The following is a 24,458-nucleotide window of genomic DNA, read 5'->3' on the forward strand; positions in this document are numbered from 1 at the left end:
AGCCGTCATGCCGTCGCTGGATCTTTGGATTCCGTTCGCCCTCGCAACGCTCGCCTTCGCCTGCATGCCAGGGCCGGCGATTCTCTACATGACCGCGCAAACGCTGGCCCATGGCCGTCAGGCGGGATTGATGGCGGCACTGGGTGTTCATCTCGGCTGTTACGTGCACATCCTGGCCGCGGCGGTCGGGCTCGCCGCACTGATGGAACACGCGCCGGTCGCTTTCTCGATGATCCGATTGGCGGGCGCCATATATCTTATTTCGTTGGGCCTTGCCATGTTCCTGGGCTGGAACCGGATGGGCGAGGACGGTGCCAGGCCGGCGCCGAACACATTTCGCGACAGCATGGTCGTCGAGATCCTCAATCCCAAGACGGCACTGTTCTTCCTGACCTTCCTGCCGCAGTTCGTGGACCCGTCAGCCGCCATTGCCGTAGGGTTGCAATTCCTCATCCTCGGCATCGTCGTCAATCTCATCTTCTCGATGGCCGACCTGGCGGCGGTCGGCATCGCCTCGCTCGCCGTTGGCCCGTTCACTGGCGGCGGCGCCGGATGGGTGATCCCCAAGACATGCGGTTCGATCCTCATCGGACTTGGCGTGGCGCTCGTCAGCCATCATATCTGAACCTGCAAATGAAAAGCCGCGGCTGGGGCCATCACCCGAATTCAACACACTCTGGGCCGCGCGCTTACGCGCCGCCGCCTTCCTTCTCAGCCTCCTGCTTCAGCGTCGCAATGAAGCGCTTGGTCCGTTGCTGCTCCGGATTGTTGAACAGCACCGCGGCCGGTCCCTTCTCGACGACGAGACCGGCATCGAGGAACACCACTTCCTGGGCGATCTTGGAGGCGAGGCGCAGATCATGCGTCGCCATCACCATGGTCGTGCCTTCGCTGGCGAGCTTGCCGAGCACGTCGACCACCTCTTGCGCCAGCTCCGGGTCGAGCGCCGAAGTCGGCTCGTCGCAGAGCAGCACTTTCGGTGACGGCGCCAACGCGCGGGCGATCGCCACGCGCTGCTGCTGGCCGCCCGACAAGGTCGCTGGCCAAGCGTCGGCCTTGTGCGCCATCCCCACCTTCTCCAGCAAAGCCAGCGCCCGCTCGCGTGCCCTCTCAGGCGGCCATCTCAGCACCGTCACCAGCCCTTCCATGACATTCTCGATCGCGGTGCGATGCGGAAACAGTTGAAAATTCTGAAACACCATGCCGGTCTGCAGCCGCAGGCGCTGGATATCCCTGGCCGGAACCCTGCCGCCGAGATGGAATTCGAGCGTCTCGTCGCCGATCCGCACCGTGCCCGAGGTCGGGATTTCCAGGAGGTTGATGCAGCGCAGCAGGGTGCTCTTCCCCCCGCCCGAAGGTCCGACCAGCGCCGTGACGCTGCCTTCGGCAATGGTGACCGTCACGCCCTTCAACACGAGATTGTCGCCGAAGCGCTTTTCGATGTTGCTGAGGCCGATCATGAGCGTGCCTCCAGGAAGCCGCCATAGCGGTTGAGCCGGATCTCCAGCCGCGTCTGCAAGGCCGACAGCACCGAACTCAGCGCCAGATAAAGGATCGCCGCCTCGACATAGAGGATCAGCGGCTCATAGGTGGTGGCGACGATGCGCTGCGCCGCCTGGAACATCTCCGGCACGGTGATGGCGGCGGCCAGCGACGTGTCCTTGACCAGCGAGATGAAGGTGTTGGAGAGCGGCGGCACCGCGACCCGGCCGGCTTGCGGCAGAATGGTGCGCCGCATCGCCTGGCCCCAGGTCATGCCGATCGAATAGGCGGCTTCCCACTGGCCTTTCGGCACCGAGCCTATGGCCGCGCGGATGATTTCCGACGTGTAGGCGCCGATGTTCAAGGTAAAGCCGATCAGCGCCGCCGTGAAGGCGTCGAGCAGGATCCCGACCGACGGCAGGCCGTAGAAGATGAGGAACAGCTGCACCAGGAGCGGCGTACCGCGGAAGATCCAGACATAGAAGCGCACCAGCGCGACCAGCGGCTTGGGGCCGAACAGCCGGGCGAGTGCAGCACCCAGGCCGACCGTCAAGCCGAGAGCAAAGGACAATAGCGTCAGCGGCACGGTGAAGATCAGCGCCGCCCACAGGAGCGAAGGCAGCGACTCCAGCATCAGTTGCAGCCAGTGCGGCACGTAAGACCCTCCAGATTGGTCGAAGCAGCTTGGTCAAAGCAAGAATGCGTCGGCCATATCACGACAAAAGCGGCGGGCCGTCAAAGACGGCTCGCCGCTCGATAGTCTCATGGGCGGCGGACCGGCCCGCCTCCCGGATTACTTCGAAACGTCCTGGCCGAAATAGGTGTCGGAGATCTTCTTGTAGGTGCCGTCGGCCTTGATATCGGCCAGCGCCTTGTTGATAGCGGCGACCAGCTCCGGGTCGCCCTTGCGCACGATGACGCCGGAATAGTCGGCGTTTTCCTCTTGCGCGGCGATCCTCACATTGGCGTCGGGCTTGTGCTTCTTGAAGTCGAGGAACGACAGACTGTCATTGATCGTGGCGTCGGCGCGGCCGGTCAGAAGCAGCTGGATCGACTGGTCGAAGCCATCGGTGCCGACCAGTTCGGCGCCGTTCGTTTCGGCCAGCTTGCCGAAATTCGAGGTCAGCGACTGCGCCGACTTCTTGCCCTTGAGATCGGCGAAGCTCTTGATGTCGGTGTTGTCGCCGCGCACGATCAGCACCGCCTTAGAGGCGATGTAGGGATCGGAGAAGTCGTACTTTGCCTTGCGGGCGTCGGTGATGCCGACCTGATTGATAACGGCATCGTAGCGATTGGCGTCGAGGCCGGCGATCAGTCCATCCCACTTGCCTTCGAGGAACTCGGCCTTGACGCCAAGCTTGTCGGCGATCGCCTTGGCGATTTCGACGTCGAAGCCGACCAGTGCACCGGACGTGTCATGGTAGGTGAACGGCGCATAGGTGCCTTCCGTGCCGACCTTGATGACACCGGCGTGCTTGATCTGGTCGAGATTGGGGCCGGCATGGCCTGCAGTGACAGCCAGGGCCTGCAGCGTTCCGGCGATAATGAGCGACTTGAGCCATTTCATTTTTCTGTGATCCCGTCCTTGGCCGGCTGGCCGGCATATTTGTGAGCGCTGGAAACTGACAGATGCAAGCCGAAAAAATAAGGAACAGAATTTCAAAAACACCGATTTATGAAACCCAGTTCTCCAACTGGAACTTTCTGCTCGTCATCGCAGCCATCACGAACCGTCCTGGGAATCCCTTCAGGCAACACAATCCCGCCGCCACGGTCGCGGAACCTTTCCCGCGCATGGCAGTTCTGGCTGTTGTAGGGCACGACGCCGCCATTTCAACCCGGGCGCCAGCCAAGTTTGCAAAGTCATCCGCACCACCCAGGGAGCGCCTCATGATGGAAGACACGGCAGGACGGATCATGGTCCGCGCGGCAATGAAGGCTCCCTACCTCGAGCGTGACGAAGAGCATCGGCTTGCATTGCTCTGGAAAGAGGACAACGACCAGAACGCGCTGCACAGCATCACCGTCGCCCATATGCGGCTGGTCATTTCCATGGCCTCCAAATTCCGCCATTACGGCCTGCCGCTCGGCGACCTGGTTCAGGAGGGTCATGTCGGACTGCTCGAGGCCGCCGCCCGCTTCGAGCCGGAGCGCGAGGTGCGGTTCTCGACCTATGCGACATGGTGGATTCGCGCCTCGATGCAGGACTATATCCTGCGCAACTGGTCTATCGTGCGTGGTGGCACCAGCTCGGCCCAGAAGGCGCTGTTCTTCAATTTGCGACGCCTGCGCGCGCGGTTGGCGAATGGCACGGAGCCGCTCTCCAACGCCACGCTCTATCGCGAGGTGTCGGAGGCGCTTGGCGTCTCCGAAGCCGATGTGGCGATGATGGATTCGCGGCTCTCGGCGCCCGATTCCTCGCTCAACATGCCTATTGCCGACGATGCGGGTTCGACCGAGCGCATGGATTTCCTGATTTCGGACGATCCGCTGCCCGACGAGATCGTCGGCGACAAGATCGATGTCGCGCGCCGCTCGCTCTGGCTGAGGGAGGCGCTTCGCGCGCTCAACGCACGGGAACTGAGGATCATCGAGGAACGGCGGCTGAACGACGAGGGCGCGACACTCGAAGCGCTCGGCGAAACGCTCGGCATCTCCAAGGAACGCGTCCGCCAGATCGAGGCCCGCGCCATGGAAAAGCTCAAGGTCGCATTGGTGAAGCAGAATCCGGAGTTCATCGCGACTGCCGCCTGAACGGCGGCAGGCGTCCAGCGGCGCCTACTTGTCGGTGACGATCTTGACCTTGTCGCCGGCCGAAACCGCGGCACCGGGCGACAGCGCATTGAGGACGCGGAACAGGTCGAGCTTGCGGTCGACGCCGACCATCTGCGCCGAAAGCGAACCCATCGTCTGCCCAGGCTGGACGGTGACGACGCGGATGTGCAGCGGCTTCAGCGCCGTCTTTTCGGCAGCGCTCAAAATCCGGAACGAGCCGCTGACCGAGCGGGCGATCGTGTCCAGCGACGTGCTGGCGGAAGGGGCCGCGGTCAGCAGCCGGTAGACCTGGCCGCCGGCGCGGATCACCGCAATGTCGAACTGCCAGCCTTCGGCGCCGGCATGCGCGGTCGCCGCCTCATTGCCGTTGATGGTTTCCTGCTTGACGCTGCTGTCGACGAGACCAGCCACCCAGCCGCTGCGGATATAGTCCGTCAGCGCCCGGTTCTTGTCGATGGAAACGCCATCGAAACGGATCGCTATGTCGCCGGGGCCGGTGGCCGTCACCGCTGCCGCCGAATTGTCGATGATGAAGCCGTCCGGCACCGTGAACGACACGCCAAGGCCCGGGTGCAGGAAGGTTTCGCCGCGCACATAGCCTTCCTCGGGTGTGTCGCCATAGAGCAGGCCGTCTATGCCGGCGAGGAAGGAATCGCGGTCTCGCGTGCCGACGCCCGGCGCGCCGAACTGGCGGGCATGGCGCTGCGCCAGATCGATGCGCTGCGGCGTGTTGGGGTGCGTGGCCAGGAAGTCCAGGCTGGCGTCGGTGGCGCCACTGATCGAGCGGAAATCGGTATAGGCCGACATCGACTGCAGGAAGCGGCCGGCGGCGAAAGGATCGTAGCCGGCCTCGCCGATCGACTTGATGCCGATGGCGTCGGCTTCCAGCTCCTGGTTGCGCGAAAATTGCGCCAGCCTCAGCTTGCCGCGGATCAGCGCCGCCTTGGCGGTCGGGCTGTCGCCGAGCACGTCGGAAACCACCTTGGTCGCCAGGCCTTCCTCGGCCTCCAGTTGCTGGCGCTGCAGGCCGTGATTGGCGGTAACGTGGCCCATCTCATGCGCGATGACGGCGGCAAGCTCGGCCGAATCATTGGCCAGCGCCAGGAGGCCGCGGGTGATGTAGAGATAGCCGCCCGGCAGCGCGAATGCGTTGACGTTGGGCGAATTTAAAATGGTGATGCGATAGGTCTGTGTCGGGTTGGCGGACACCACCGTCAAACTACCGACCACCTTGGCGACCATGCGTTCGAGCTTGGGGTCGGAATATTCACCGCCATAAGTCGCCAGGATGCGCGGGTGCTGCGCCTTGGCCAATTCGGCGAGCTTGTTGTTGGCGCCGACATTGTCCACCGTGATCGGCTTGTCGGAAGGCTGGAAGCCGGATTCCTGAACTTCCGGCGGCGTGAACATCTGGCAGCTTGCCAACGCCACGGCAAAACCGGCCAGCGCGAGAAAACGCGCCAGCGGTTTCATTCCCAATGTGTTAGCGCCGATCGCCAGAACGGCTTCCTTTCGGGTCCCGGCGCATGACCACGAAAATCGGGGGCGATCTTCGGAACGTGTCATGCGCCATCTCAAACTGCTGCAGCATCCGTGCCCGTCCCTTAGGGCGGGCGGCGGATACTGCAGGCAAATCACGGCCTGTGCCGGACCGGTAGGGCGACCTAGCCACACTCCCCCGGTCATGGCAAGCAAACGCCACATCGCCTGGAGCCGGTTTGACCGTAAATTATGTCCGCTTCCGGGCAACATCGCGTGATGTGGAATATCCAGCACCCGCGCCGATATAGCGCCGGAACGCCTCCGGACCAGCCCCGGTAAAGAAATCATCAGCCTTGCCGGTTGCGGCCACCAACCCATTGTCGACAAACACCATGTGCTCGCCGATGCGGCGTGCATCCTCGGGCTGGTGGGTGACAAATAGCACCGTCATGGCGCGTTCGGCATGAACGGCAGCAACCAGATCCAGCATCTCGTCGCGCAAAGCGGGTCCGAGCGAAGCGAAGGGCTCGTCGAGCAGCAACACCGGTCGGTCGCGCACCAGCACGCGGGCCAGTGCGACGCGCTGGCGTTCGCCCCCAGAGAGCTCGCGCGGCAGGCGTTTCTCCTTGCCCGCGAGACCGGTGCGCGCAAGCGCCTCGGCGACCGCGACGCGGTCCGCCTCGGTCAGTCCCAGGGAGGGCGAGCGGCCGAGCCCGACATTCTGCTCGACGGAAAGATGCGCGAAGAGATTGTTCTCCTGGAACACCATCGACACCGGCCGCGCCGAGGCCGGCTCGGCGCTGACATCGGCCCCGCCGATCAGCACGCGGCCCGATTGTGGGGTCTCGAAGCCGGCGACCAGATTGAGCAGCGTCGACTTGCCCGAACCGCTCGGACCCATGATGGCGGTGATCTTCGCCGTGGCGAACTCGACGTCGAAGACAAGTGGCGCATCGCCATAGCTGCCATAACTGAACGACACATTGTCTAGCCGCACCGGCGCGCCCTTTTCGAGCCTGTTGGCCGCCCTCTCACGCATCGCGGACCTTCTCCCTTCCCAGCCAGTGCGCCGCCACGATCAACGCGAGACAGACGAAGCCGAGCAGCAGTGCCAGGCCGGCGGCATCCTCGGTGCGGTAGCTGCCCATCCGTGCCAGAAGAAGGTAGGGCAATGTCTGCACGGAATCACTGCCGAACAGGGCAATGACACCGAGATCGCCGAGCGACAGCGCCATGGCGAAAGCGAAGGCCGTGGCGAGCGGTCGCCGCAGCGACGGCCAGTCGACCAGCATCAGCCGGTTCCAGCCCGCAATGCCGAGCTGTGCGCAGAGCCGTTCGTGACGCTCGCTCGCCGCATCATAGGCGGGACGCACGGCGCGTAGGGCGAACGGCATCGCCATCACCGCATTGACGGTGACGACCATGACCGGGGCGATGGCGAAGGCATCGCCGACATGGCGCAGCAACAGGAACCAGCCAGCGCCGACGACGATCGGCGGCACGACAAGGACAAAACCGGCGCCTGTATCGGTGGCGCGTTCGAGCAGTGTCTTTGCGCCGGCACGGCGGTTCAGCGCCAGTGCCCGCCGCGCCATGGTCAGCACCAGCGACAGCATCACCGAAAGCAGCGCCGACAGGAAGGCGAGCGCTGCGCTGGTCAGCGTTGCCTGCCGGACGGTGGCCTCGCTGGCCAAACGGCCGAGGTCCGCACCCAACCCGGCCACCACGGTTGCCGCCATCGGCCCAACGACGAACAGCAGCGCCAGGATGATGACTAGCGCGTTCAACCAGGTCTCGCTCCGATTGACCGAGAGATAGCGGCGTTGCGCGACCGGCAAATTGGTGTCGCCGACCACATTGGCGCCTAGGCGCGTCAGGGCCAGCACAACGATAAAGGTCAAGGCGATCTGCAACAGCGTCAGTGTAACGGCCCGCGCGGGATCGAAATCGAAGCGCAGCGCCTGGTAGATGCCGACCTCAAGCGTCGTCGCGGCCGGCCCGCCGCCGAGCGTCAGCACGATGGTGAAGGATGTGATGCAGAGCATGAACACCAGCCCGGCGACGCCGGGCAGTGCGGCGCGCAGCGTTGGCCATTCGATCAGCCGGAACGCCGGCCGCGCCGCCATGCCGAGCTGGCTCGCCAACCGCCATTGGTCGGCCGGTATGGTCTGCAGCGCCTCGAGGAACAGCCGCGTCGCCAGCGGCAGGTTGAAGAAGACATGGGCGACGAGGATGCCGGACAGGCCATAGATGCCCGGCCAGCTTCCCCCGCCGATCACGGCAAGCACGCCGGCGAAATAGCCGGCACGGCCATAAAGCGCCAGGATGCCGAGTGCTGCGACAATAGCCGGCAGCGCCAACGGCACGGCGAAGATCTGCAGGATGAAGGCGCGAGCGAAGAAACGTGGGTGCCGCGACAGAGCGCGCGCCACGAACAGCGCCGGGATGACCGAAAGCAGCGTCGAGAGCGCCGCTTGCCAGAGCGTGAAGCGAATGACGCGAAGCAGATAGGGATCGAAGGTTGCCCAGGCGCCCGAGAAATCATGGGCGCCCTCGAAAAGCAGGCCAGCAAACGCGCCGCCGATCAGCAGCGCGATTGCAGCGAGCGCGAGGGTGCCAGCGGTGATGCGGGGGTCAGACGCGCGTTGCACGCTGGACCACCATTCTTTCCATCGCGGCAATTACAAAGGATTGCGTTCCTTGGCGCCCCCCTCTGTCCTGCCGGACATCTCCCCCTCCAGGGAGGAGATCGGCCGTCACCCATGCTTCCGCTAGTCTCCAACGTTGCCGGACTATAACCAGCAACGACGCTGCCAATCTCCCCCCTTGAGGGGGAGATTGCCGGCAGGCCAGAGGGGGGTGGAGTGGCGCGAACATCAAAAGAACTCGCAAGCCTACTTGCTCATCACCGCCAGCCATTCATCGACCCAAGCCTTGCGGTTGGCAGCGACCTCTTGCGGGCTGAACAGCAAGGTCTTGGTCGGCTTGACCAGTTTGTCGAAGGCCGGATTGAGCGGCTTGTCGGTCTTGCCGGCCGGGAACATCCAGTTGGTCTCGGGGATGGCATCCTGGAATTTCGGCCCGGTCATGAAGGCGATGAACTTGGCCGCCAGCGGGTTCTTGGCCCCCGCCGTGGTGATACCCGCGACTTCTATCTGCAAATACTCGCCCTCCTCGAACGACGCTGCCTGATAGCGCTCTGTCTTCTCGGCGACCATGTGGTAGGCCGGCGACGTCGTGTAGGACAGCACCATCGGCGCCTCGCCCTTGGTGAACAGCCCATAGGCCTCGCTCCAGCCCGGCGTCACGGTCAGCACTTTCGCCTTGAGCTTGGCCCAGGCCTCGGGCGCCTTGTCGCCATAGACTGACTTGACCCACAGAAGCAGACCGAGGCCCGGCGTGGAGGTGCGCGGATCCTGGATGACGATCTTGTCATCGGCACTGCCCTCGACCAGCTCTTTCAGGCTTTTCGGCGGGTTCTTCAGCTTCTCGGTGTCGTAGACGACGGCGAAATATCCGTAGTCAAAGGGGACAAAAGTATCGTCGCTCCAGCCACCCGGCACGTTGACATCAGTTACGCCGCCATGCGGCGCGAACAAGCCTGACGCCTTGGCATCGGTGGTGAGATTGGTGTCGAGGCCAAGCACGATATCGGCCTTGGTCGATGCGCCTTCCAATCTGACGCGGTTGAGCAGCGCGACGCCGTCGGCGACCGAGACGAACTCGACATCGCAGCCGCATTCGGCCTCGAACTCCTTCTTCACCACGGGACCCGGACCCCAGTCGGCGGTAAAGCTCTCATAGGTGTAGACGGTGAGTTTGTCCTTGGCCAAGGCCGGTCCGGACAGGACCACGGCCATTGCTGAGACTAGAGCGTATAAATGCGTGCGCATCGGCGCCTCCTTCGTTCGAATTGAAAGGAATTGAGGCGTCGGACTGTCCGAAACGTCTAATCCCTCCGCCGGTACAAACCGGATCAGGTTCAGCGGGTTGGCGAGACTGCCTCTCAGCCGGTCCGCGAAGATCGCGTCCGGCACCCCGTTAGAGCGTTTCGACACATAGGCCGGGCCGATCCCCCATGCAAGTGGGAGTTTGCCGCCTTCCGTTTCCCGTGCCGGGCTGGTAAGGGCCACACGATATGAGCACATTCACCATCCTGCTTGGCGGCGATCTCATCCGCACGCCACGGCTCGACCGCCAGGCCGAAGGCTCCCGCGTCATCGCCGCCGACGCCGGCATCGGGCATGCGCGGCTGCTGGGTCTCGTGCCCGAACTGTGGGTGGGCGATTTCGATTCCGTGCCAGCCAAGCTGCCTGACGATCTCGCTTCCGTGCCGCGCCGGACCTTCCCGGCGGAAAAGGACCAGACCGATGGCGAACTGGCCATTGCCGCCGCACTCGAGCGCAGCGCGACCCGCCTGGTGCTCGCCGGTGCTTTCGGCGGCAAGCGCGCCGACCACGCTTTCCTGCATCTGGCGCTTGCCCTCCGGCTGGCCGAGGCCGGGACTGATGTGCTCCTGACCAGCGGCGCCCAGGAGGGCATTCCCCTGCTGCGCGGAACGGCCGGCTTCGACTATGCCGATGGCACGCTGTTTTCGGTGCTCGGCTTTTCCGAGCTCGCCGGCCTGACCGTCACCGGCGCCAAATGGCCGCTGAACCACGTCAAGGTGGCGTTCGGTTCGTCGCTGACCATCTCCAACGAGGTCAAGGGCCGCCTCGAAATCGCACTGGACCATGGCCGCGCGATGCTGCTCGCTCATCCCTATCCCTTACCTGAAAGCTGACATGGCCCCGCCTCTTCTCAACCTCGACGGGATAAAACTGACCTTCGGCGGCACGCCGCTGCTCGACGGCGCCGCCTTGACGGCTTCGGCCGGCGACAAGATTGCACTGGTCGGCCGCAACGGGTCGGGCAAGTCGACCCTGCTGAAGATCGCCGCTGGCCTGATCGAGCCGCAGGACGGCGAGGTGTTCCGCCAGCCTTCGGCAACTATCCGCTATTTGCCGCAGATGCCGGACATGGAGGGCTTTGCCACCGTCCGCGCCTATGTCGAGGCCGGGCTTGGCCCCGCCGACGATCCCTACCGAGCCAGCTATCTGATGGAGCATCTCGGACTGTCGGGTGAGGAACGTCCGAATGATCTGTCGGGCGGCGAGGCGAGGCGTGCTGCCCTTGCCCGCGTGATGGCGCCGGAGCCAGACATCCTGCTGCTCGATGAGCCGACCAACCATCTCGACCTCTCGGTCATCGAATGGCTGGAAGAAGAACTCATCCGCACCTCCTCGGCACTGATCGTCATCTCGCACGACCGCCGCTTTCTCGAACGTGTGTCGCGCGCCACCATCTGGCTCGATCGCGGCCAGACCCGCAGGCTGGACAAGGGCTTTGGCCATTTCGAGGAATGGCGCGACCTGGTCCTGGAGGAAGAAGAGCGCGAGCAGCATAAACTCGGCCGCCAGATCGTTCGCGAAGAGCATTGGCTGCGCTACGGCGTGACGGCGCGGCGCAAGCGAAACATGCGCCGGCTCGGCGAGTTGCAGACCATGCGCCAGCGTTTTCGCGGCCATCGCGGTGCCGAAGGGTCGGCGACCATGGTGGCGAGCGACGCCGCCGAGTCCGGCAAGCTGGTGATCGAGGCGAAGAACATCGAGAAGAGCTTTGGCGATCTCACCGTGGTCAAGGGGTTTTCGACCCGCATCCAGCGCGGCGATCGCGTCGGCCTGGTCGGGCCGAACGGCGCCGGCAAGACGACGCTCTTGAAGATGCTGAACGGCGAGATGAAGCCGGACGCCGGTTCGGTGCGGCTCGGCACCAATCTGGAGATCGCCACGCTCGACCAGAAGCGCGAGGCGGTCGACCCGCAGGAGACGCTGGCGCAATATCTCACCGACGGGCGCGGCGAGAACCTCGTCATCAATGGCGAGCAGCGCCACGTCGTCTCCTACATGAAGGATTTCCTGTTCAAGCCGGAGCAGGCACGCACGCCGGTGCGCGAGTTGTCCGGCGGAGAACGGGCACGGCTCTTGCTGGCGCGGGTGCTGGCGCGGCCGGCAAACCTTCTGGTGCTCGACGAGCCGACCAACGATCTCGATATGGAGACGCTGGAACTGCTGCAGGAACTGGTCGCCGGCTTTGCCGGCACCGTCATCCTGGTCAGCCACGATCGCGATTTCCTCGACCGCACCGTGACCAGCCTGATCGCGCCGGATGGTGAAGGCCGCTGGATCGAATATGCCGGCGGCTACTCCGACATGCTGGCGCAGCGCGGCGGCACCAGGCTGGACGACCGCAAGGCGCGTGCGAAGGCCGAAAACGGCGAAGCGCCAGTGACGACCAGAAGTGAAGCGGCCGCGCCAAAGGGGCCGGCGAAGAAACTGTCGTTCAAACAGAAATTCGCGCTGGAATCGCTGCCCAAGAAAATCGAGGGTGTGACGGCTTCGATCTCAAGGCTGGAGAACAACATCGCCGATCCGGCCTATTACGAGCGCGACCCGGCCTCCTTCCAGAAAACCATCGCCGCCCTCGACAAGGAGCGCGCCACGCTGGCGGCGCTGGAGGAAGAGTGGCTGGAACTGGAGATGCTGCGCGAGGAGATGGAAGGGTAAGGGATTGTGTGTGAACTTTTATGCGCCTACATTATGCGCATAAAAGAGAGCGATTTCCATGCTTCAATCGACGTCAAAACCTCAACGGCAATCCGTCAACACGTCCATCGATTCCCAGTTGATCAGCGACGCGAAAGCGTTGGGCATCAACATTTCCCGTGCCGCCGAGGCGGGGATCGCGAAAGCGATTGCGGCGGAAAAGACGCGTCGATGGCAAGAGGAAAACAAACAAGCCATTGAAAGCTCCAATGAATATGTCAGGCGCAACGGACTGCCATTAGCCAAATACCGGCTGTTTTGATGGCACGTTACGATCTTTATCGGAATGCTGAAGGCGGCGGCTATTTTCTCGATGTTCAGTCCGACCTTCTTGAAGGACTGAGCACAAGAGTCGTCATTCCGTTGATGCCGCCCAACATAGCACCGGTTCCGGGCCGCCGACTAAATCCGACCTTCGCTATCGATGGCAAAGATCATGTAATGGTCACGCAGTTCATGTCAGCCTTGATGGCCTCTGAATTGCCGGATGCCGAGGGAAATCTCTCCCGGCACCACGACGACATCGTCGCCGCGCTCGATATGTTGTTCCAGGGCTTCTGAGTCAACGAGGCTTCGGGCCGGCTTCCTTCTCAGCCCGCCGTCTTCGCCTGCCAGGCCTTGATTGCCTCGTCGAACACCTTCTCGCCGGGAATGCCCTTTTCCATGGTCAGCAGTGCCCGCCGTCCGGTCTTGTAGACGACCGGTACGTCGATCCAGTCCTGGCCGCGAAGCAGGGTCATGTTGGCGTCTTCGTCGGCCTTGGTATCGTTGAGCGCGACGAGGAAGAAGCCGTCGGCGATCTTGGCCGGAATGCCGATCAACGGGCTGCCGGCATCCTGCTCCGAACCCTTCATGGCGACGCGCAGGATGTTGTCGACACCGCCGCCCTCGAAACCGTCGGGCGTCAGGAAGATCATCTCGATGATATGGCTGGCCGGCAGTGTCTGGTCGGTGTTGCGGCGGATGGTCATGCGCAACTGGATGTCCTTGCCGGGAATGGTGGCCTCGGCGCGGATCGCCGGCTCCGGCGGCAGGTCGCCACCGGGCGATTCCTGCACCAGCGACCAGACGATGTTGCCGGGCTCGGCGGAACCCTGGGCAGTGCTGGTACGCTCCTCATAGAAGATCGCCTTCTGGCCGACAGGCAGAGCGGCTTCCGCAGGCGCAGCTGCCGTGGCGGGCGGCGCGGCGCCGGCCGGTGCGGTCGGCGTGCCGGCAGCATCGGCTGGCGCTGCCGGGGCAGCTCCGTTGGCAGGCGGTGTTGCGGGGGCGGCACCTGTAGCGGGGGGCGCTGCCGCGGCAGGTGTGCCTGCGGCCGGAGCGGAAATCGCCGGTGGGTTCGTCGCCGAGGGCGGCGTGGTCAGCGCGGCGACCGATTCGCCTTCGCCGATGCCGCTTTGGCCACCGGCCGGACCCGGGTCGACTTCACTGCCCTGCGGCGTCAGCCGCTGCGTGAATTTCGTGCTTTCGGCTTCCGTGCCGCCAGCCGCGGGCGCCGGAGGCGTTGCCGCGGCATCGGTTGCCGGCTTGGCAGGCGCTGGTTTCACCGGCTCGGTCTTGGCGATCTGATTGCCGCCAAACCCAAGCATTTTGCCGAAGGCATCCTTGTTCAGCCAGATTCCGTAGCCGCCGCCGGCTACGACCAGAAGAGCGACGACGGCCGCGATCAGCCCACCATAGCTGCGCTTGCGCTCGGCGGGACGCAGGCGCTGGAAGGTATCCGACACCGGCTCTTCGTCGCTGGAAAAGACATCGGCCTCGTCCTCCTCCTCGTCGGCATCCATACCTGGAAGAGGCGTGTCGGCGCGAGCCAGCTGGGAAGGCGCCGGCGTCGCCCTTTGCCAGCTCGGCTCGACCTTGGCGGCAGGTGGTGGCGCGGGCTGATAAGATTCAGGCTTTGCAGCGGGCGGTGCCGGCCAGGCTGATTCGGCCTTGGCCGGCTGCCGTGTATGGGTTGGCTGATTCTTGTTGCGATCGATCGACGAAAAGATGTGTTCCAGCTCCGCCAGCGGATCGGTCTCCGGCAGGCTCTTGGCATAGTCCCGCTCGACACTCGCGATCGCGTCTTCCAGCGAACGCATCTGCGTGGCTATGGCTTCGGCGGCCGGCGGCGGCGAATATTCCTCAAGCTTCTTCGCCAGCATGGTGCGAACGCTGGCATAGATGCGCGTACGCTTTTCCGGCGTCTCGTCACCATGCTTGCCGAGCGCCTTTTTCAGAATAGCAACGTAATCTGCCATGCTTCAGTCGACCTGTATTTTGTTTCCGCGCCGGCCCCCGCAAATCGGCCGCGATGCCCGGAAAGGCTTCAGAAACTAGTCTTGAAACGGATCGGTCACAAGTATCGTGTCGTCCCGTTCGGGGCTGGTGGAAAGGAGTGCGACCGGGGCGCCGATCAGCTCTTCGATGTAGCGGACGTATTTGACGGCCTGGGCCGGCAGATCGTTCCAGCTGCGCGCGCCGGCAGTGGTGCCTTTCCAGCCCTCGAGCGTCTCGTAGACCGGCTCGACACGTGCCTGCGCGCCCTGGCTGGCCGGCAGATAATCGATCATCTCGCCGTCGAGACGATAACCTGTGCAGACCTTGATCTCGTCCAGCCCGTCGAGCACGTCGAGCTTGGTCAGCGCGATGCCCTTGATGCCGTTGACAGCGACGGCCTGGCGTACCAGCACCGCGTCGAACCAGCCGCAGCGGCGCTTGCGGCCGGTGACGACGCCGAATTCATGGCCGCGCGTGCCGAGGAATTCGCCGACCTCGTTCTTCTGCTCGGTCGGGAACGGACCCTCGCCGACGCGTGTCGTATAGGCTTTGGTGATGCCGAGCACATAGCCGATAGCGCCTGGGCCGACGCCGGAGCCGGCGGCAGCCTGTCCGGCAACCGTGTTCGACGAGGTCACGAATGGATAGGTGCCGTGGTCTATGTCAAGCAGCGTGCCCTGCGCGCCCTCGAACAGGATACGCTCGCCAGCCCGGCGCTTGTCGTCGAGGATTTTCCAGACCCGGTCCATATAGGGCAGGATGTCGTCGGCGACCGAGGTCAGTTCCTGCATGATCGCGTCATGCGTGACTTCCGCATGGCCAAGCCCCCGACGCAGCGCATTGTGGTGCGTCAGCAGCCTGTCAACCTTCACGGGCAGTGTTTCCAAATCCGCCAAGTCCATCACCCTGACCGCGCGCCGGCCCACCTTGTCCTCGTAGGCGGGGCCGATGCCACGACGGGTCGTGCCAATCTTCGTCCCGGAATTGGATGCGGCGTCCTCACGGAATCCGTCCAGCTCCCGATGCAGGGACAGGATAAGCGCTGTGTTTTCGGCTATTTTCAGGCGATCCGGTGCGACTTCGACACCTTGCGCCTTGAGCTTGGCCACCTCGGCGACGAAAGCATGCGGGTCGAACACGACGCCATTGCCGATGATAGACAGCTTGCCCTGGCGCACGACGCCCGACGGAAGCAACGACAGCTTGTAGACCTTGCCGTCGACGACCAGCGTATGGCCGGCATTGTGGCCGCCCTGGAAACGCACCACGACATCGGCCCGCTCCGACAGCCAGTCGACGATCTTGCCCTTGCCTTCGTCACCCCACTGCGAGCCGACGACCACCACATTGGCCATGTTTCTTTTCCCTTGAGACGCCGCCAAGCGGCTTGAATATGGTTCGAAACGACAGGCCTCTATAACGTCAAGACCTCGCGAGCGCGACCTTTCTTTGCCGTCGAAAATGCCCTGAGGCACAACAATTTTCGGCTTTGACATCATTTACTTGGGCGAGCGAGGGCAATAGGCCGGCAAACACCGCAGCTCCGGCGACTGGAATCCCGCGATGCATCGAAGCGCCTACATATTCCTGCTGCTCACCACCTTGCTCTGGGGCGGAAATTCGGTGGCCGGCAAGCTGGCGGTCGATCACGTCTCGCCGATGACGCTGGTCTTCCTGCGCTGGGTTCTGGCCGTGGCGATCATGCTGCCCATCGGCTGGAAGACCATCCAGAAGGACTGGCCGGTCGTCCGCAAGCACTGGTTCGTGCTGGTCGCCCTCGGCGCCAGCGGCTTCACCCTGTTCAACACCATCTTCTACACGGCGCTCAACTACACGACAGCGATCAATGTCTCGATCGAACAGGCGGCGATGCCGATCCTGATCATGACTGCCAATTTCGTCTTCTTCCGCCTGCGCGTGAACTGGGCTCAGATTGTCGGCGTCGTGCTGACCATCGCCGGCGTGATCCTCACCGCCTGCCATGGCGACCCGCGCCGGTTGTTGACGCTGGAACTCAATTTCGGCGACGCCATCATGCTGGTCGCCGTGTTTCTCTACAGCGGCTATTCGGTCGGACTGCGGTTGAAACCAGTGATGCATTGGCAAAGCCTGATGCTGGCCCTGTCGGTTGCGGCACTCGTCACTTCGCTGCCGTTCTTCCTGTGGGAGGTCGTCGCCGGCAAGGTCATCATGCCCGACGCGCGCGGCTGGACCGTCATCGTCTATACGGCGATCGGCGCCTCCGTCGTTTCGCAGATCTTCTACATCAGAGGCAACGAACTGATCGGCGCCAACCGCGCCGGCCTGTTCATCAATCTGGTGCCGATCTTCGGCACGCTGCTATCGGTGCTGATCGTCGGCGAGACGTTCCACCTCTATCAGGCATTGGCTTTGGTGCTCGTGCTGGGCGGCATCGGACTTGCCGAATACAGCGGGCGCAAGATGGCGTTGGCGGACCACCGCGGATGACATGTGGCGGCTGACGCCCTCCGCCGTCGCGGCAATTCACGCGAACGGCCTGGACTTCGCCAATGGCCGCGGAACGGCGGCATAAACCCTGCCGCGTCCCCACTTGGAACATTTCACCTCCAGCGGAGTTTGAACGGCAGGGAGGCGACATGATGAGCCACAACCCTCGCAGCACGGCAAGCATCGCTGGTCACCCTATCCATCCCATGCTGATTCCGTTTCCGATTGCTTTTTTCGTCGGCACCTTCGTTTGCGATCTTATCTTCTGGCGAACAGCCGATCCCGGATGGGTCACCGGGTCGCTTTGGCTTCTCGGCGCAGGCCTGATCATGGCTGCCCTGGCTGCGCTTGCTGGCCTGACGGATGTTCTCGGCGATGTTCAGATCCGCAATCTCACGACGGCATGGCTCCATGCCGGCGGCAATGTACTCGTCGTGTTGATCGAGCTTTACAACTGGTACTCGCGGTATGCGGGCGGAGCGGCGGCCGTGATGCCAACCGGCTTCGTCCTATCGCTGATCGTGGTTCTCATCCTGCTGTTTACGGGCTGGAAGGGCTGGGAACTGGTCTACCGACATCGCGTGGGTGTCTCCGATGGCTCGGACGAGTTGACCTGAACCGGCCGCCGCGGCGGCCGGTTCAACGAGGGCGACCCCTGTCCTCGATCACATCGCGTTGACGTCGAACTGCAGCCGCTTGGCCGAGTCGATCGACTTATGCGCCTTGACCTTTTCCAGCACGGCTTCCGGGAACGGCGCGTCGAGATAGAGCAGCGCTATGGCATCGCCGCCCGGCCGGTTGCGGCCGAGCTGGAAGTTGGCGATGTTGACGCCATTCTCGCCGCAGACAGTGCCGAGCAGCCCGATAATGCCCGGCGCGTCGGCATTGGTGGTGTAGAGCATGTGCTGGCCGACCTCGGCATCAAGGTTGATGCCCTTGATCTGGATGAAGCGTGGCTTGCCATCCGAGAAGCATGTGCCGGCGATCGAACGCGTCATATGCTCGGTCTTCACGGTCAGCTTGATATAGCCGTCGAACACGCCCGATTTGTCGCGCTTGACCTCGGCGACGATGATGCCGCGCTCCTTCACCATGATCGGCGCCGACACCATGTTGACGTCCGAGACCTGAGGCCGGATCAGCCCGGCGAGTGCGGCGCTGATCAGCGCGCGCGTGTTCATCGTCGCGGTGGAGCCGTCGAACAGGATCTCGACCTCCTTGATCGGATCCTCGGTGACCTGGCCGACGAAGGCGCCGAGCACCTCGGCAAGCTTGACGAACGGCTTCAACCGCGGCGCCTCCTCGGCGGTGATCGACGGCATGTTGATGGCGTTGGAGACGGCGCCCTTGATCAGATAGTCGGCCATCTGTTCGGCAACCTGCAGCGCGACATTCTCCTGGGCCTCCGTCGTCGAGGCGCCGAGATGCGGCGTCGCCACCACATTCTCCATGCCGAACAGTTCGTTGTTCTCGGCGGGTTCGACCTCGAAGACGTCGACGCCGGCGCCGGCGACCTTGCCGCTCTTCAGCGCCGCGATCAGGTCGGCCTCGACGATCAGACCGCCGCGTGCGCAATTGATGATGCGCACGCCCTTCTTCATCTTGGCGATCGCCGCGGCATCGATGATGTTGCGCGTCTTGTCGGTCAGCGGCGTGTGCAGGGTGATGAAATCGGCGCGGGCGAACAGTTCGTCGAGTTCGACCTTGTCGACGCCAAGCTCCTCGGCACGGCTGTCCGACAGGAACGGATCGAAGGCGATGACGTGCATCTTGAGGCCAACGCCGCGTGTCGCGACGATCGAACCGATGTTGCCGCAGCCGATGACGCCCAGCGTCTTGCCGGTGATCTCAACGCCCATGAAGCGGTTCTTTTCCCATTTGCCGGCATGGGTCGAGGCGTTGGCTTCAGGGATCTGGCGCGCCAGCGCAAAGATCATCGCCACCGCATGTTCGGCTGTGGTGATCGAGTTGCCGAAGGGCGTGTTCATCACGATGATGCCCTTGCGGCTTGCCGCCGGGATATCGACATTGTCGACGCCGATGCCGGCGCGGCCGATGACTTTGAGATTGGTAGCGGCGTTGATCAGCTTTTCGGTGACCTTGGTCGCCGAACGGATGGCGAGGCCATCATACTGGCCGATCACTTCGGCGAGCTTTTCCTTGTCCTTGCCGAGATCGGGCAGATAGTCGACCTCGACGCCACGATCCTTGAATATCTGCACGGCGGTGGGGGAGAGTTTGTCTGAGACGAGAACGCGGGGCGCCATGGCGACCTCCTTGAAATGGATTTGATCCTGATGGGAATGGGCGGCCCGGAGGCCGCCGCGAATGATCTCAGGCCGCCGCTTTGAGCGACGCCTTCTGTGCGGCGAAGGCCCAGTCGAGCCAGGGCAGCAGCGCTTCCAGATCCGACGTCTCGACCGTCGCGCCGCACCAGATGCGCAGGCCGGGCGGTGCGTCGCGATAGGCACCGATATCGTAGGCGACGCCTTCCTTGTCGAGCACCGACACCAGCCCCTTGGCGAAAGCCGCCTGCCCGTCGGCGTCGAGCTCGGACACGTCCGGATCGGTGAAGGACAGGCAGACGGACGTGTTCGACCGTGTCGCCGGCTGGACGGCGAGATGACCGAGCCAGGAGGATTTGCCGACAAAGCGATCGAGGACGGCCGCATTGGCATCCGCCCTGGCGATCAGCGCGTCGAGGCCGCCGGTCGACTTCGCCCAGTTGAGCGCATCGAGGTAATCCTCGACGCACAGCATCGAGGGGGTGTTGATGGTCTCGCCCTTGAAGATGCCTTCGATCAGCTTGCCGCCCGAAGTCAGGCGGAAGATTTTCGGCAGCGGCCATGAAGGCTTGTAGGTCTCCAGCCGCTCGACGGCACGAGGCGACAGGATCAGCATGCCGTGAGCGCCCTCGCCGCCCAGCACCTTCTGCCAGGAGAACGTGACGACATCGAGCTTTTCGAAGTCGAGCCTCTGCGCGAATGCGGCGGAAGTCGCATCGCAGACGGTCAGGCCCTTGCGGTCCGCGGGAATGAAATCGCCGTTCGGCACGCGCACGCCCGACGTGGTGCCGTTCCAGGTGAAGACCACATCGCGGTCGAAATCGATCCTGGTAAGATCAGGCAGTTCGCCGTAGCCGGCTTCGATCTTGCGCACATCGGCGAGCTTCAATTGCTTGATCACGTCGGTGACCCAGCCGGAGCCAAAGCTCTCCCAGGCGACCATGTCGACGCCGCGCTCGCCGAGCAGCGACCACAGCGCCATCTCGACCGCACCGGTGTCCGACGCCGGCACAATGCCGATGCGATAACCCGCCGGGACCTGGAGAATCTCCCGCGTCAGCTCGATCGCCTGTTCGAGCTTGGTCTTGCCGATCTTGGCGCGGTGGGAACGGCCGAGCGCGGCATTGTTCAGCGCCTCGACCGACCAGCCGGGACGTTTTGCACAGGGACCTGAGGAAAAATTGGGGTTTGCCGGACGGAGTCCGGGCTTCGTATGCGTCGTCATCGTGGTCTATCCTTCCAGATAGTGGCCCCTCGTTGGGGAGGGGTGGCCCACGGACGGCGATATGCGTTCAGACTTCGGGCGTCAAGAGGAAAGTTTTTGTCGCTGCCGGGATACCGGCGATCCCTGATCGGGATGTCGTGACTTCAAACGCAAACGGCGGACCCCGAAGATCCGCCGTCCTGAACCTCGTGCTCGCCGCGCCTACCAGAGATCGTAGCGCAGCCCGAGCTTGACCTGATGGTTGCTGATACCTTTTTTGACCGGATAGGAGGTCAGGCTCTCAGCCGTCACATATTCAGCGTCCGGGGCGGAGAAATACTGATAGCCCAGGTCGACGGAAACGTTCTTCGATACCTGATAGGCGAGGCCCGCATTCAGCGTGTAGGCCAGCGAGTACTGGGTCTTGCTGTCACTTACGGCGAAATCGTCCGTGTCGTCGCCATTGTCGGTGAAATAGCTTGCCGACAGGCTGCGCTTGCTGCGAACGACCCCGATACCGGCGCCGAGATAGGGTGTGATGCCGACATAGGTGCCAAGATCGACATAGCCGTTGAGTATGCCCGACAAGGCGTAGTTCTTCAGGGATGCCGACGCCACGGTCGGCTCTGCCGCAGTCGCTGAATCGTCATAGCCGACGCCGATCTCGTTGCCAGGCAGATAGCCGAGATTGAGGTCGGCGCGCAGATAGTCGTTGAAATGGTAGCCGAAGCCGATGCTGGCAAAGATCGGATCTTCTTTGTCGCTGAAGCTTGCAGGTGGCGAAGGTGTGAAGGCGAAATCCTCATTTTTGAAGCTCTTCTGCGCCAGATAGGAGACGTCGCCGCGCAGGTACCAGCCGGAACCGACCTCGACCGGGACGTAGTCGGGCGCCTGGTCGACGTAGATCGGCGGGTCATAATCGGCCGCGTGCACCGGCGTCAGCGGCAGGAGGGCTAGTGCACCGAGCGCCAGCGCCATACGCGATGTAAGTTTCATGGTCCCCGACTCCCGAATTTGGCTCAGCCCGCAATCGCAGCGGCAGCCATCGTTTCAAGGAGCATTGTTAACCATAGTGGTTAAGTGCCGGTTAAGGCTAACAGAGCGTTAGCGAATTCATTTCCCCTGTCGATTCCAGGCGGCCCAAACGAAAAACCGCCCGGCTTGAGGCCGGACGGTTTTCGAAGAATTCAAGTGATGTAGATGGCGTTACTTGGTGTAGATCGGCTCGGGTTCGGGCTGGTAGGCCACGACCGGCGCGGCGCAACCATTGCTGCCACCGAACTGGTAGCGCAGGCCACCGCGCACTTCGTGCGTGTTGATGCCACGGTCGAAGCCGGGACCGGAGCTGGTGATGTTCCAGTCGAACATGCGGCCGCCCTGAATATGGGAGAAGCGGTAGCCGGCATCGAGAATGATCTTGTCGGTCAGGCAGTACGAAGCGCCGGCCATCAGACCGTAGGCGAAACGCCAGCTTGATCTGCCGGGATTGAACTCGGTGGTGTTCGGGTCGTAGACATCATCCCACTTGACGCGGGCGCCGCCGATGCCGGCGCCAACGTAAGGCGTGATGCCATGGTAGGTGCCGAGATCGACATAGGCATTCGCCAGCAGCAACAGGGCGCTCATCTTCGATACTTCGGTCGAAGTACCGTTGATGTCCGAGGTGCCCCCGTTGAAGTTCGACTTGAACCAGTAGTCGGCGGTCAAATCGGTCCGGAAGTGATCGTTGATCTTGTAGCCGACGCCGGCGCCGAGCGAGAAACCGCCCTTGAGTTTGCCGAAATCGAAGCTTCTGGTGCCGGGCGTAACCGTACAGTTACAGGGATCGACGGTGTAGGTCATATAGTCGATGCCGCGCACGGTCGACTTGTGATAGTCGATGTCGCCGCGGATGTACCAGCCGCCGACCTCGACCGGCTGCTCGTAGACAGCCTGAGGCGGAGCCTCTTCGACCATCGGTTCCGGCAGGTCGGCTGCGAACAGCGGTCCTGCCAGGCCTGCGAACAGGAAGGCGAGCAGGACCTTTCTTGCTGTCTTGAACATGCTTGTCACCCCTGAGAAGCTCGGAACGGCGAATCCGTCCGAAATGCGATTGGCTTTCAGTCGTGGATAATGAATTGCAAAGGTTAAAAGGCGTTTAACCCTGTTGCTTAACCACGAATCTCGAAACTCTAGGGATTGGCGCGAGATTTACGGGCACCGAAAAAAGTGGCGGCTGACAAGAAAAAGCCCGCCGAGGGGCGGGCCTTGGACCGGTTAAGGGAGCGCGGCGCGCCTGGTTGTCCGATCCACGTCCTGCTGGACGCGCTGGGGTCAGGCGGCGCTGCGCGTTTCCGAGATGACTTCAACGATGCCGTTGACGACGGACTCGACCAGTTGCGGGTCGTCGCCTTCGGCCATCACGCGGATCAGCGGTTCTGTCCCTGATGGCCGGATAACCAGCCGTCCGGTCTTGCCGAGGCGGTTACGGGCGTCTTCGATGGCGGCCTTGACCGGCGCCTCCTCGAGCGGCTTGCCGCCGGAAATATGGACGTTCTTCAGAAGCTGCGGCACGGGTTCGAATTTCTTCGACAGTTCGCTGACCGGCCGGCCCTGCCGCTTGATGCAGGCCAGCACCTGCAGCGCCGAAACCAGGCCGTCGCCGGTGGTCGAGAAATCCGACAGCACGATATGGCCCGACTGTTCGCCGCCGACATTCAAGCCATGCGCGCGCATATGCTCGACGACATAACGGTCGCCAACCTTGGTGCGGTGCAATTGCAGCTTCATGCCGCCGAGGAAGCGCTCGAGGCCGAGATTGGACATCACCGTCGAAACGACGCCGCCGCCCGCAAGCCGCCCGCTCTGGTGCCAGGATTCGGCGATCAGCGCCATGATCTGGTCGCCATCGACGATCGCGCCGTTTTCATCGACGATGACGACGCGATCGGCGTCGCCGTCGAGCGCGATGCCGATGTCGGCGCGCACTTCGTGCACCTTCTTTTGCAGGCCGGCCGGATGGGTCGAGCCGCATTCCTTGTTGATGTTGAAGCCGTTGGGCTCGACATTGATGGCGACGACTTCGGCGCCCAGTTCCCACAGCGCCTCGGGCGCCACCTTGTAGGCCGCGCCATTGGCGCAATCGACGACGATCCTCAAGCCCGCGAGCGACATCGAGCGCGGCAAGGTGCGCTTGGCGAATTCGATGTAGCGGTCATGCACGCCATCGACGCGCTTGGCGCGGCCAAGCCCGTCGGAATCGGCGAGCGCCAGTTCGATATCCTTGTCGAGCATGCTCTCGATGCGCTCCTCGATTTCGTCGGAGAGCTTGTAGCCGTCGGGTCCGAACAGCTTGATGCCGTTGTCGTAATAGGGGTTGTGCGAGGCCGAGATCATGACGCCGATATCGGCGCGCAGCGAACGCACCAGCATGGCGACAGCCGGAGTCGGGATCGGGCCGAGCAGGAACACGTCCATGCCGGCGGCACAAAGACCGGCGACCATGGCATTCTCGATCATATAGCCGGAAAGCCTGGTGTCCTTGCCGAGCACGACACGATGTCGATGGCTGCCGCGCTGGAAGGAAAGGCCGGCGGCCATGCCGACCCGCATCGCGATTTCAGCCGTCATCGGAAACTTGTTGGCGCGTCCGCGAATGCCGTCCGTGCCGAAATAATTCCCTGCCATGCTAGTCAGCTTCCTCGACGTTTCTTCCCCGGCACGTCATGCCACAATTGGCCAGGGCGCTATGATCACATTGTGTGATTATACGTTACCAATCCTTAGAAAACCATTGTTGTGCACTGCACACATGTGGCCGCAACCTGACATGCCCAGACTGCCATGTTGCAATATACAAGTCATGCGAGCCTTTCAGCG

22 protein-coding genes and 1 riboswitch are annotated in these 24,458 nt (G+C 63.2%); of the genes, 8 read left to right on the forward strand and 14 right to left on the reverse strand.

All coding sequences use genetic code 11. The annotated features are described in order from the left end of the window. The first annotated feature begins 7 nt into the window (after positions 1-7). Positions 8-625 (forward strand): LysE family translocator, encoded by a 618-nt coding sequence (locus NKH97_RS17395; protein ID WP_352798130.1) that lies wholly within the window; start codon positions 8-10, stop codon positions 623-625. A 64-nt stretch (positions 626-689) separates the two neighbouring features. Here NKH97_RS17395 and NKH97_RS17400 read toward each other — a convergent pair whose 3' ends face one another. From NKH97_RS17400 to NKH97_RS17410, 3 genes are all read right to left on the reverse strand, one after another. Next, positions 690-1,460 (reverse strand): amino acid ABC transporter ATP-binding protein, encoded by a 771-nt coding sequence (locus NKH97_RS17400; RefSeq protein WP_352611410.1) that lies wholly within the window; start codon positions 1,458-1,460, stop codon positions 690-692. Continuing rightward, positions 1,457-2,137: an amino acid ABC transporter permease gene (locus NKH97_RS17405; protein ID WP_031213968.1), complete on the reverse strand. Its 681-nt coding sequence runs from the start codon at positions 2,135-2,137 to the stop codon at positions 1,457-1,459. Before NKH97_RS17405 ends, NKH97_RS17400 begins: the two co-directional genes overlap by 4 nt. Positions 2,138-2,275: 138 nt before the next feature. Further along, complete coding sequence (locus NKH97_RS17410) at positions 2,276-3,049, reverse strand: amino acid ABC transporter substrate-binding protein (protein WP_023814302.1); 774 nt, start codon at positions 3,047-3,049, stop codon at positions 2,276-2,278. 323 nt (positions 3,050-3,372) lie between these two features. Here NKH97_RS17410 and NKH97_RS17415 point away from each other — a divergent pair, with 323 nt between their 5' ends. Continuing rightward, a complete protein-coding gene (locus tag NKH97_RS17415) occupies positions 3,373-4,236 on the forward strand; it encodes an RNA polymerase factor sigma-32 (RefSeq protein ID WP_127297424.1) in 864 nt (287 codons plus the stop codon). Positions 4,237-4,260: 24 nt separating this feature from the next. On the opposite strand, the gene NKH97_RS17420 is transcribed toward NKH97_RS17415, so the two are convergent. The 4 genes from NKH97_RS17420 to thiB all read right to left on the reverse strand — a co-directional run bounded on the left by NKH97_RS17420 (position 4,261) and on the right by thiB (position 9,632). Then, positions 4,261-5,730 (reverse strand): M48 family metalloprotease, encoded by a 1,470-nt coding sequence (locus NKH97_RS17420; protein ID WP_127297425.1) that lies wholly within the window; start codon positions 5,728-5,730, stop codon positions 4,261-4,263. A gap of 256 nt (positions 5,731-5,986) precedes the next feature. Beyond that, a complete protein-coding gene (gene thiQ / locus NKH97_RS17425; protein WP_023814299.1) occupies positions 5,987-6,778 on the reverse strand; it encodes a thiamine ABC transporter ATP-binding protein in 792 nt (263 codons plus the stop codon). Continuing rightward, a complete protein-coding gene (gene thiP, locus NKH97_RS17430; RefSeq protein WP_352629203.1) occupies positions 6,771-8,390 on the reverse strand; it encodes a thiamine/thiamine pyrophosphate ABC transporter permease in 1,620 nt (539 codons plus the stop codon). Before thiP ends, thiQ begins: the two co-directional genes overlap by 8 nt. A 243-nt stretch (positions 8,391-8,633) precedes the next feature. Next, a complete protein-coding gene (gene thiB / locus NKH97_RS17435) occupies positions 8,634-9,632 on the reverse strand; it encodes a thiamine ABC transporter substrate binding subunit (protein ID WP_352798137.1) in 999 nt (332 codons plus the stop codon). A 43-nt stretch (positions 9,633-9,675) separates the two neighbouring features. Next, positions 9,676-9,790: riboswitch (TPP riboswitch) on the reverse strand. A gap of 87 nt (positions 9,791-9,877) precedes the next feature. On the opposite strand from thiB, the gene NKH97_RS17440 reads away from it, so the two are divergent. Genes NKH97_RS17440 through NKH97_RS17455 form a run of 4 tightly spaced genes read left to right on the forward strand, consistent with a single transcriptional unit; the run spans position 9,878 to position 12,944 of the window. Further along, on the forward strand, positions 9,878-10,522 hold the full coding sequence (locus NKH97_RS17440) for a thiamine diphosphokinase (RefSeq protein WP_352798140.1): 645 nt from the start codon (positions 9,878-9,880) through the stop codon (positions 10,520-10,522). A gap of 1 nt (position 10,523) precedes the next feature. Continuing rightward, entirely contained in the window at positions 10,524-12,344 is a 1,821-nt protein-coding gene (locus tag NKH97_RS17445; RefSeq protein ID WP_352798143.1) for an ABC-F family ATP-binding cassette domain-containing protein, read from the forward strand. A gap of 58 nt (positions 12,345-12,402) precedes the next feature. Next, a complete protein-coding gene (locus NKH97_RS17450; RefSeq protein WP_352554243.1) occupies positions 12,403-12,645 on the forward strand; it encodes a type II toxin-antitoxin system CcdA family antitoxin in 243 nt (80 codons plus the stop codon). Next, positions 12,645-12,944, forward strand: a complete 300-nt coding sequence (locus NKH97_RS17455; RefSeq protein WP_127297430.1) for a CcdB family protein — start codon at positions 12,645-12,647, stop codon at positions 12,942-12,944. The genes NKH97_RS17450 and NKH97_RS17455 overlap by 1 nt, the downstream gene beginning before the upstream one ends. A gap of 29 nt (positions 12,945-12,973) precedes the next feature. Here the strand turns inward: NKH97_RS17455 and NKH97_RS17460 are convergent, their stop codons facing one another. Next, positions 12,974-14,623, reverse strand: coding sequence for a hypothetical protein (locus NKH97_RS17460; RefSeq protein ID WP_352798148.1), 1,650 nt, complete (start codon positions 14,621-14,623; stop codon positions 12,974-12,976). A 75-nt stretch (positions 14,624-14,698) separates the two neighbouring features. Continuing rightward, positions 14,699-15,997, reverse strand: a complete 1,299-nt coding sequence (locus NKH97_RS17465; protein WP_127267133.1) for an adenylosuccinate synthase — start codon at positions 15,995-15,997, stop codon at positions 14,699-14,701. Between the two features lie 208 nt (positions 15,998-16,205). Here NKH97_RS17465 and NKH97_RS17470 point away from each other — a divergent pair, with 208 nt between their 5' ends. Both NKH97_RS17470 and NKH97_RS17475 read left to right on the forward strand, forming a co-directional pair. Next, positions 16,206-17,111 carry a DMT family transporter gene (locus tag NKH97_RS17470; RefSeq protein WP_023811869.1) on the forward strand — a complete coding sequence of 302 codons (906 nt, stop codon included), beginning with the start codon at positions 16,206-16,208 and terminating at the stop codon, positions 17,109-17,111. A 152-nt stretch (positions 17,112-17,263) separates the two neighbouring features. Continuing rightward, positions 17,264-17,728, forward strand: coding sequence for a DUF2231 domain-containing protein (locus NKH97_RS17475; protein WP_352441038.1), 465 nt, complete (start codon positions 17,264-17,266; stop codon positions 17,726-17,728). 48 nt (positions 17,729-17,776) lie between these two features. Here NKH97_RS17475 and serA read toward each other — a convergent pair whose 3' ends face one another. The 5 genes from serA to glmM form a co-directional block, all read right to left on the reverse strand. After that, entirely contained in the window at positions 17,777-19,378 is a 1,602-nt protein-coding gene (gene serA / locus NKH97_RS17480; protein ID WP_023811867.1) for a phosphoglycerate dehydrogenase, read from the reverse strand. A 67-nt stretch (positions 19,379-19,445) separates the two neighbouring features. Further along, positions 19,446-20,621: a phosphoserine transaminase gene (locus tag NKH97_RS17485; RefSeq protein WP_023811866.1), complete on the reverse strand. Its 1,176-nt coding sequence runs from the start codon at positions 20,619-20,621 to the stop codon at positions 19,446-19,448. Between the two features lie 201 nt (positions 20,622-20,822). After that, positions 20,823-21,596: an outer membrane protein gene (locus tag NKH97_RS17490; RefSeq protein WP_023811865.1), complete on the reverse strand. Its 774-nt coding sequence runs from the start codon at positions 21,594-21,596 to the stop codon at positions 20,823-20,825. 210 nt (positions 21,597-21,806) lie between these two features. After that, the gene (locus NKH97_RS17495) at positions 21,807-22,643 is read right to left on the reverse strand and encodes an outer membrane protein (protein ID WP_023811864.1); all 837 of its coding nucleotides are present in this window, start codon (positions 22,641-22,643) and stop codon (positions 21,807-21,809) included. Positions 22,644-22,913: 270 nt separating this feature from the next. After that, entirely contained in the window at positions 22,914-24,266 is a 1,353-nt protein-coding gene (glmM, locus tag NKH97_RS17500; protein ID WP_023811863.1) for a phosphoglucosamine mutase, read from the reverse strand. Between the last annotated feature and the right edge of the window lie 192 nt (positions 24,267-24,458).

It is taken from the genome of Mesorhizobium sp. M0870 (genome assembly GCF_040319775.1).
In the GTDB taxonomy this organism is placed as follows: Bacteria; Pseudomonadota; Alphaproteobacteria; order Rhizobiales; family Rhizobiaceae; genus Mesorhizobium.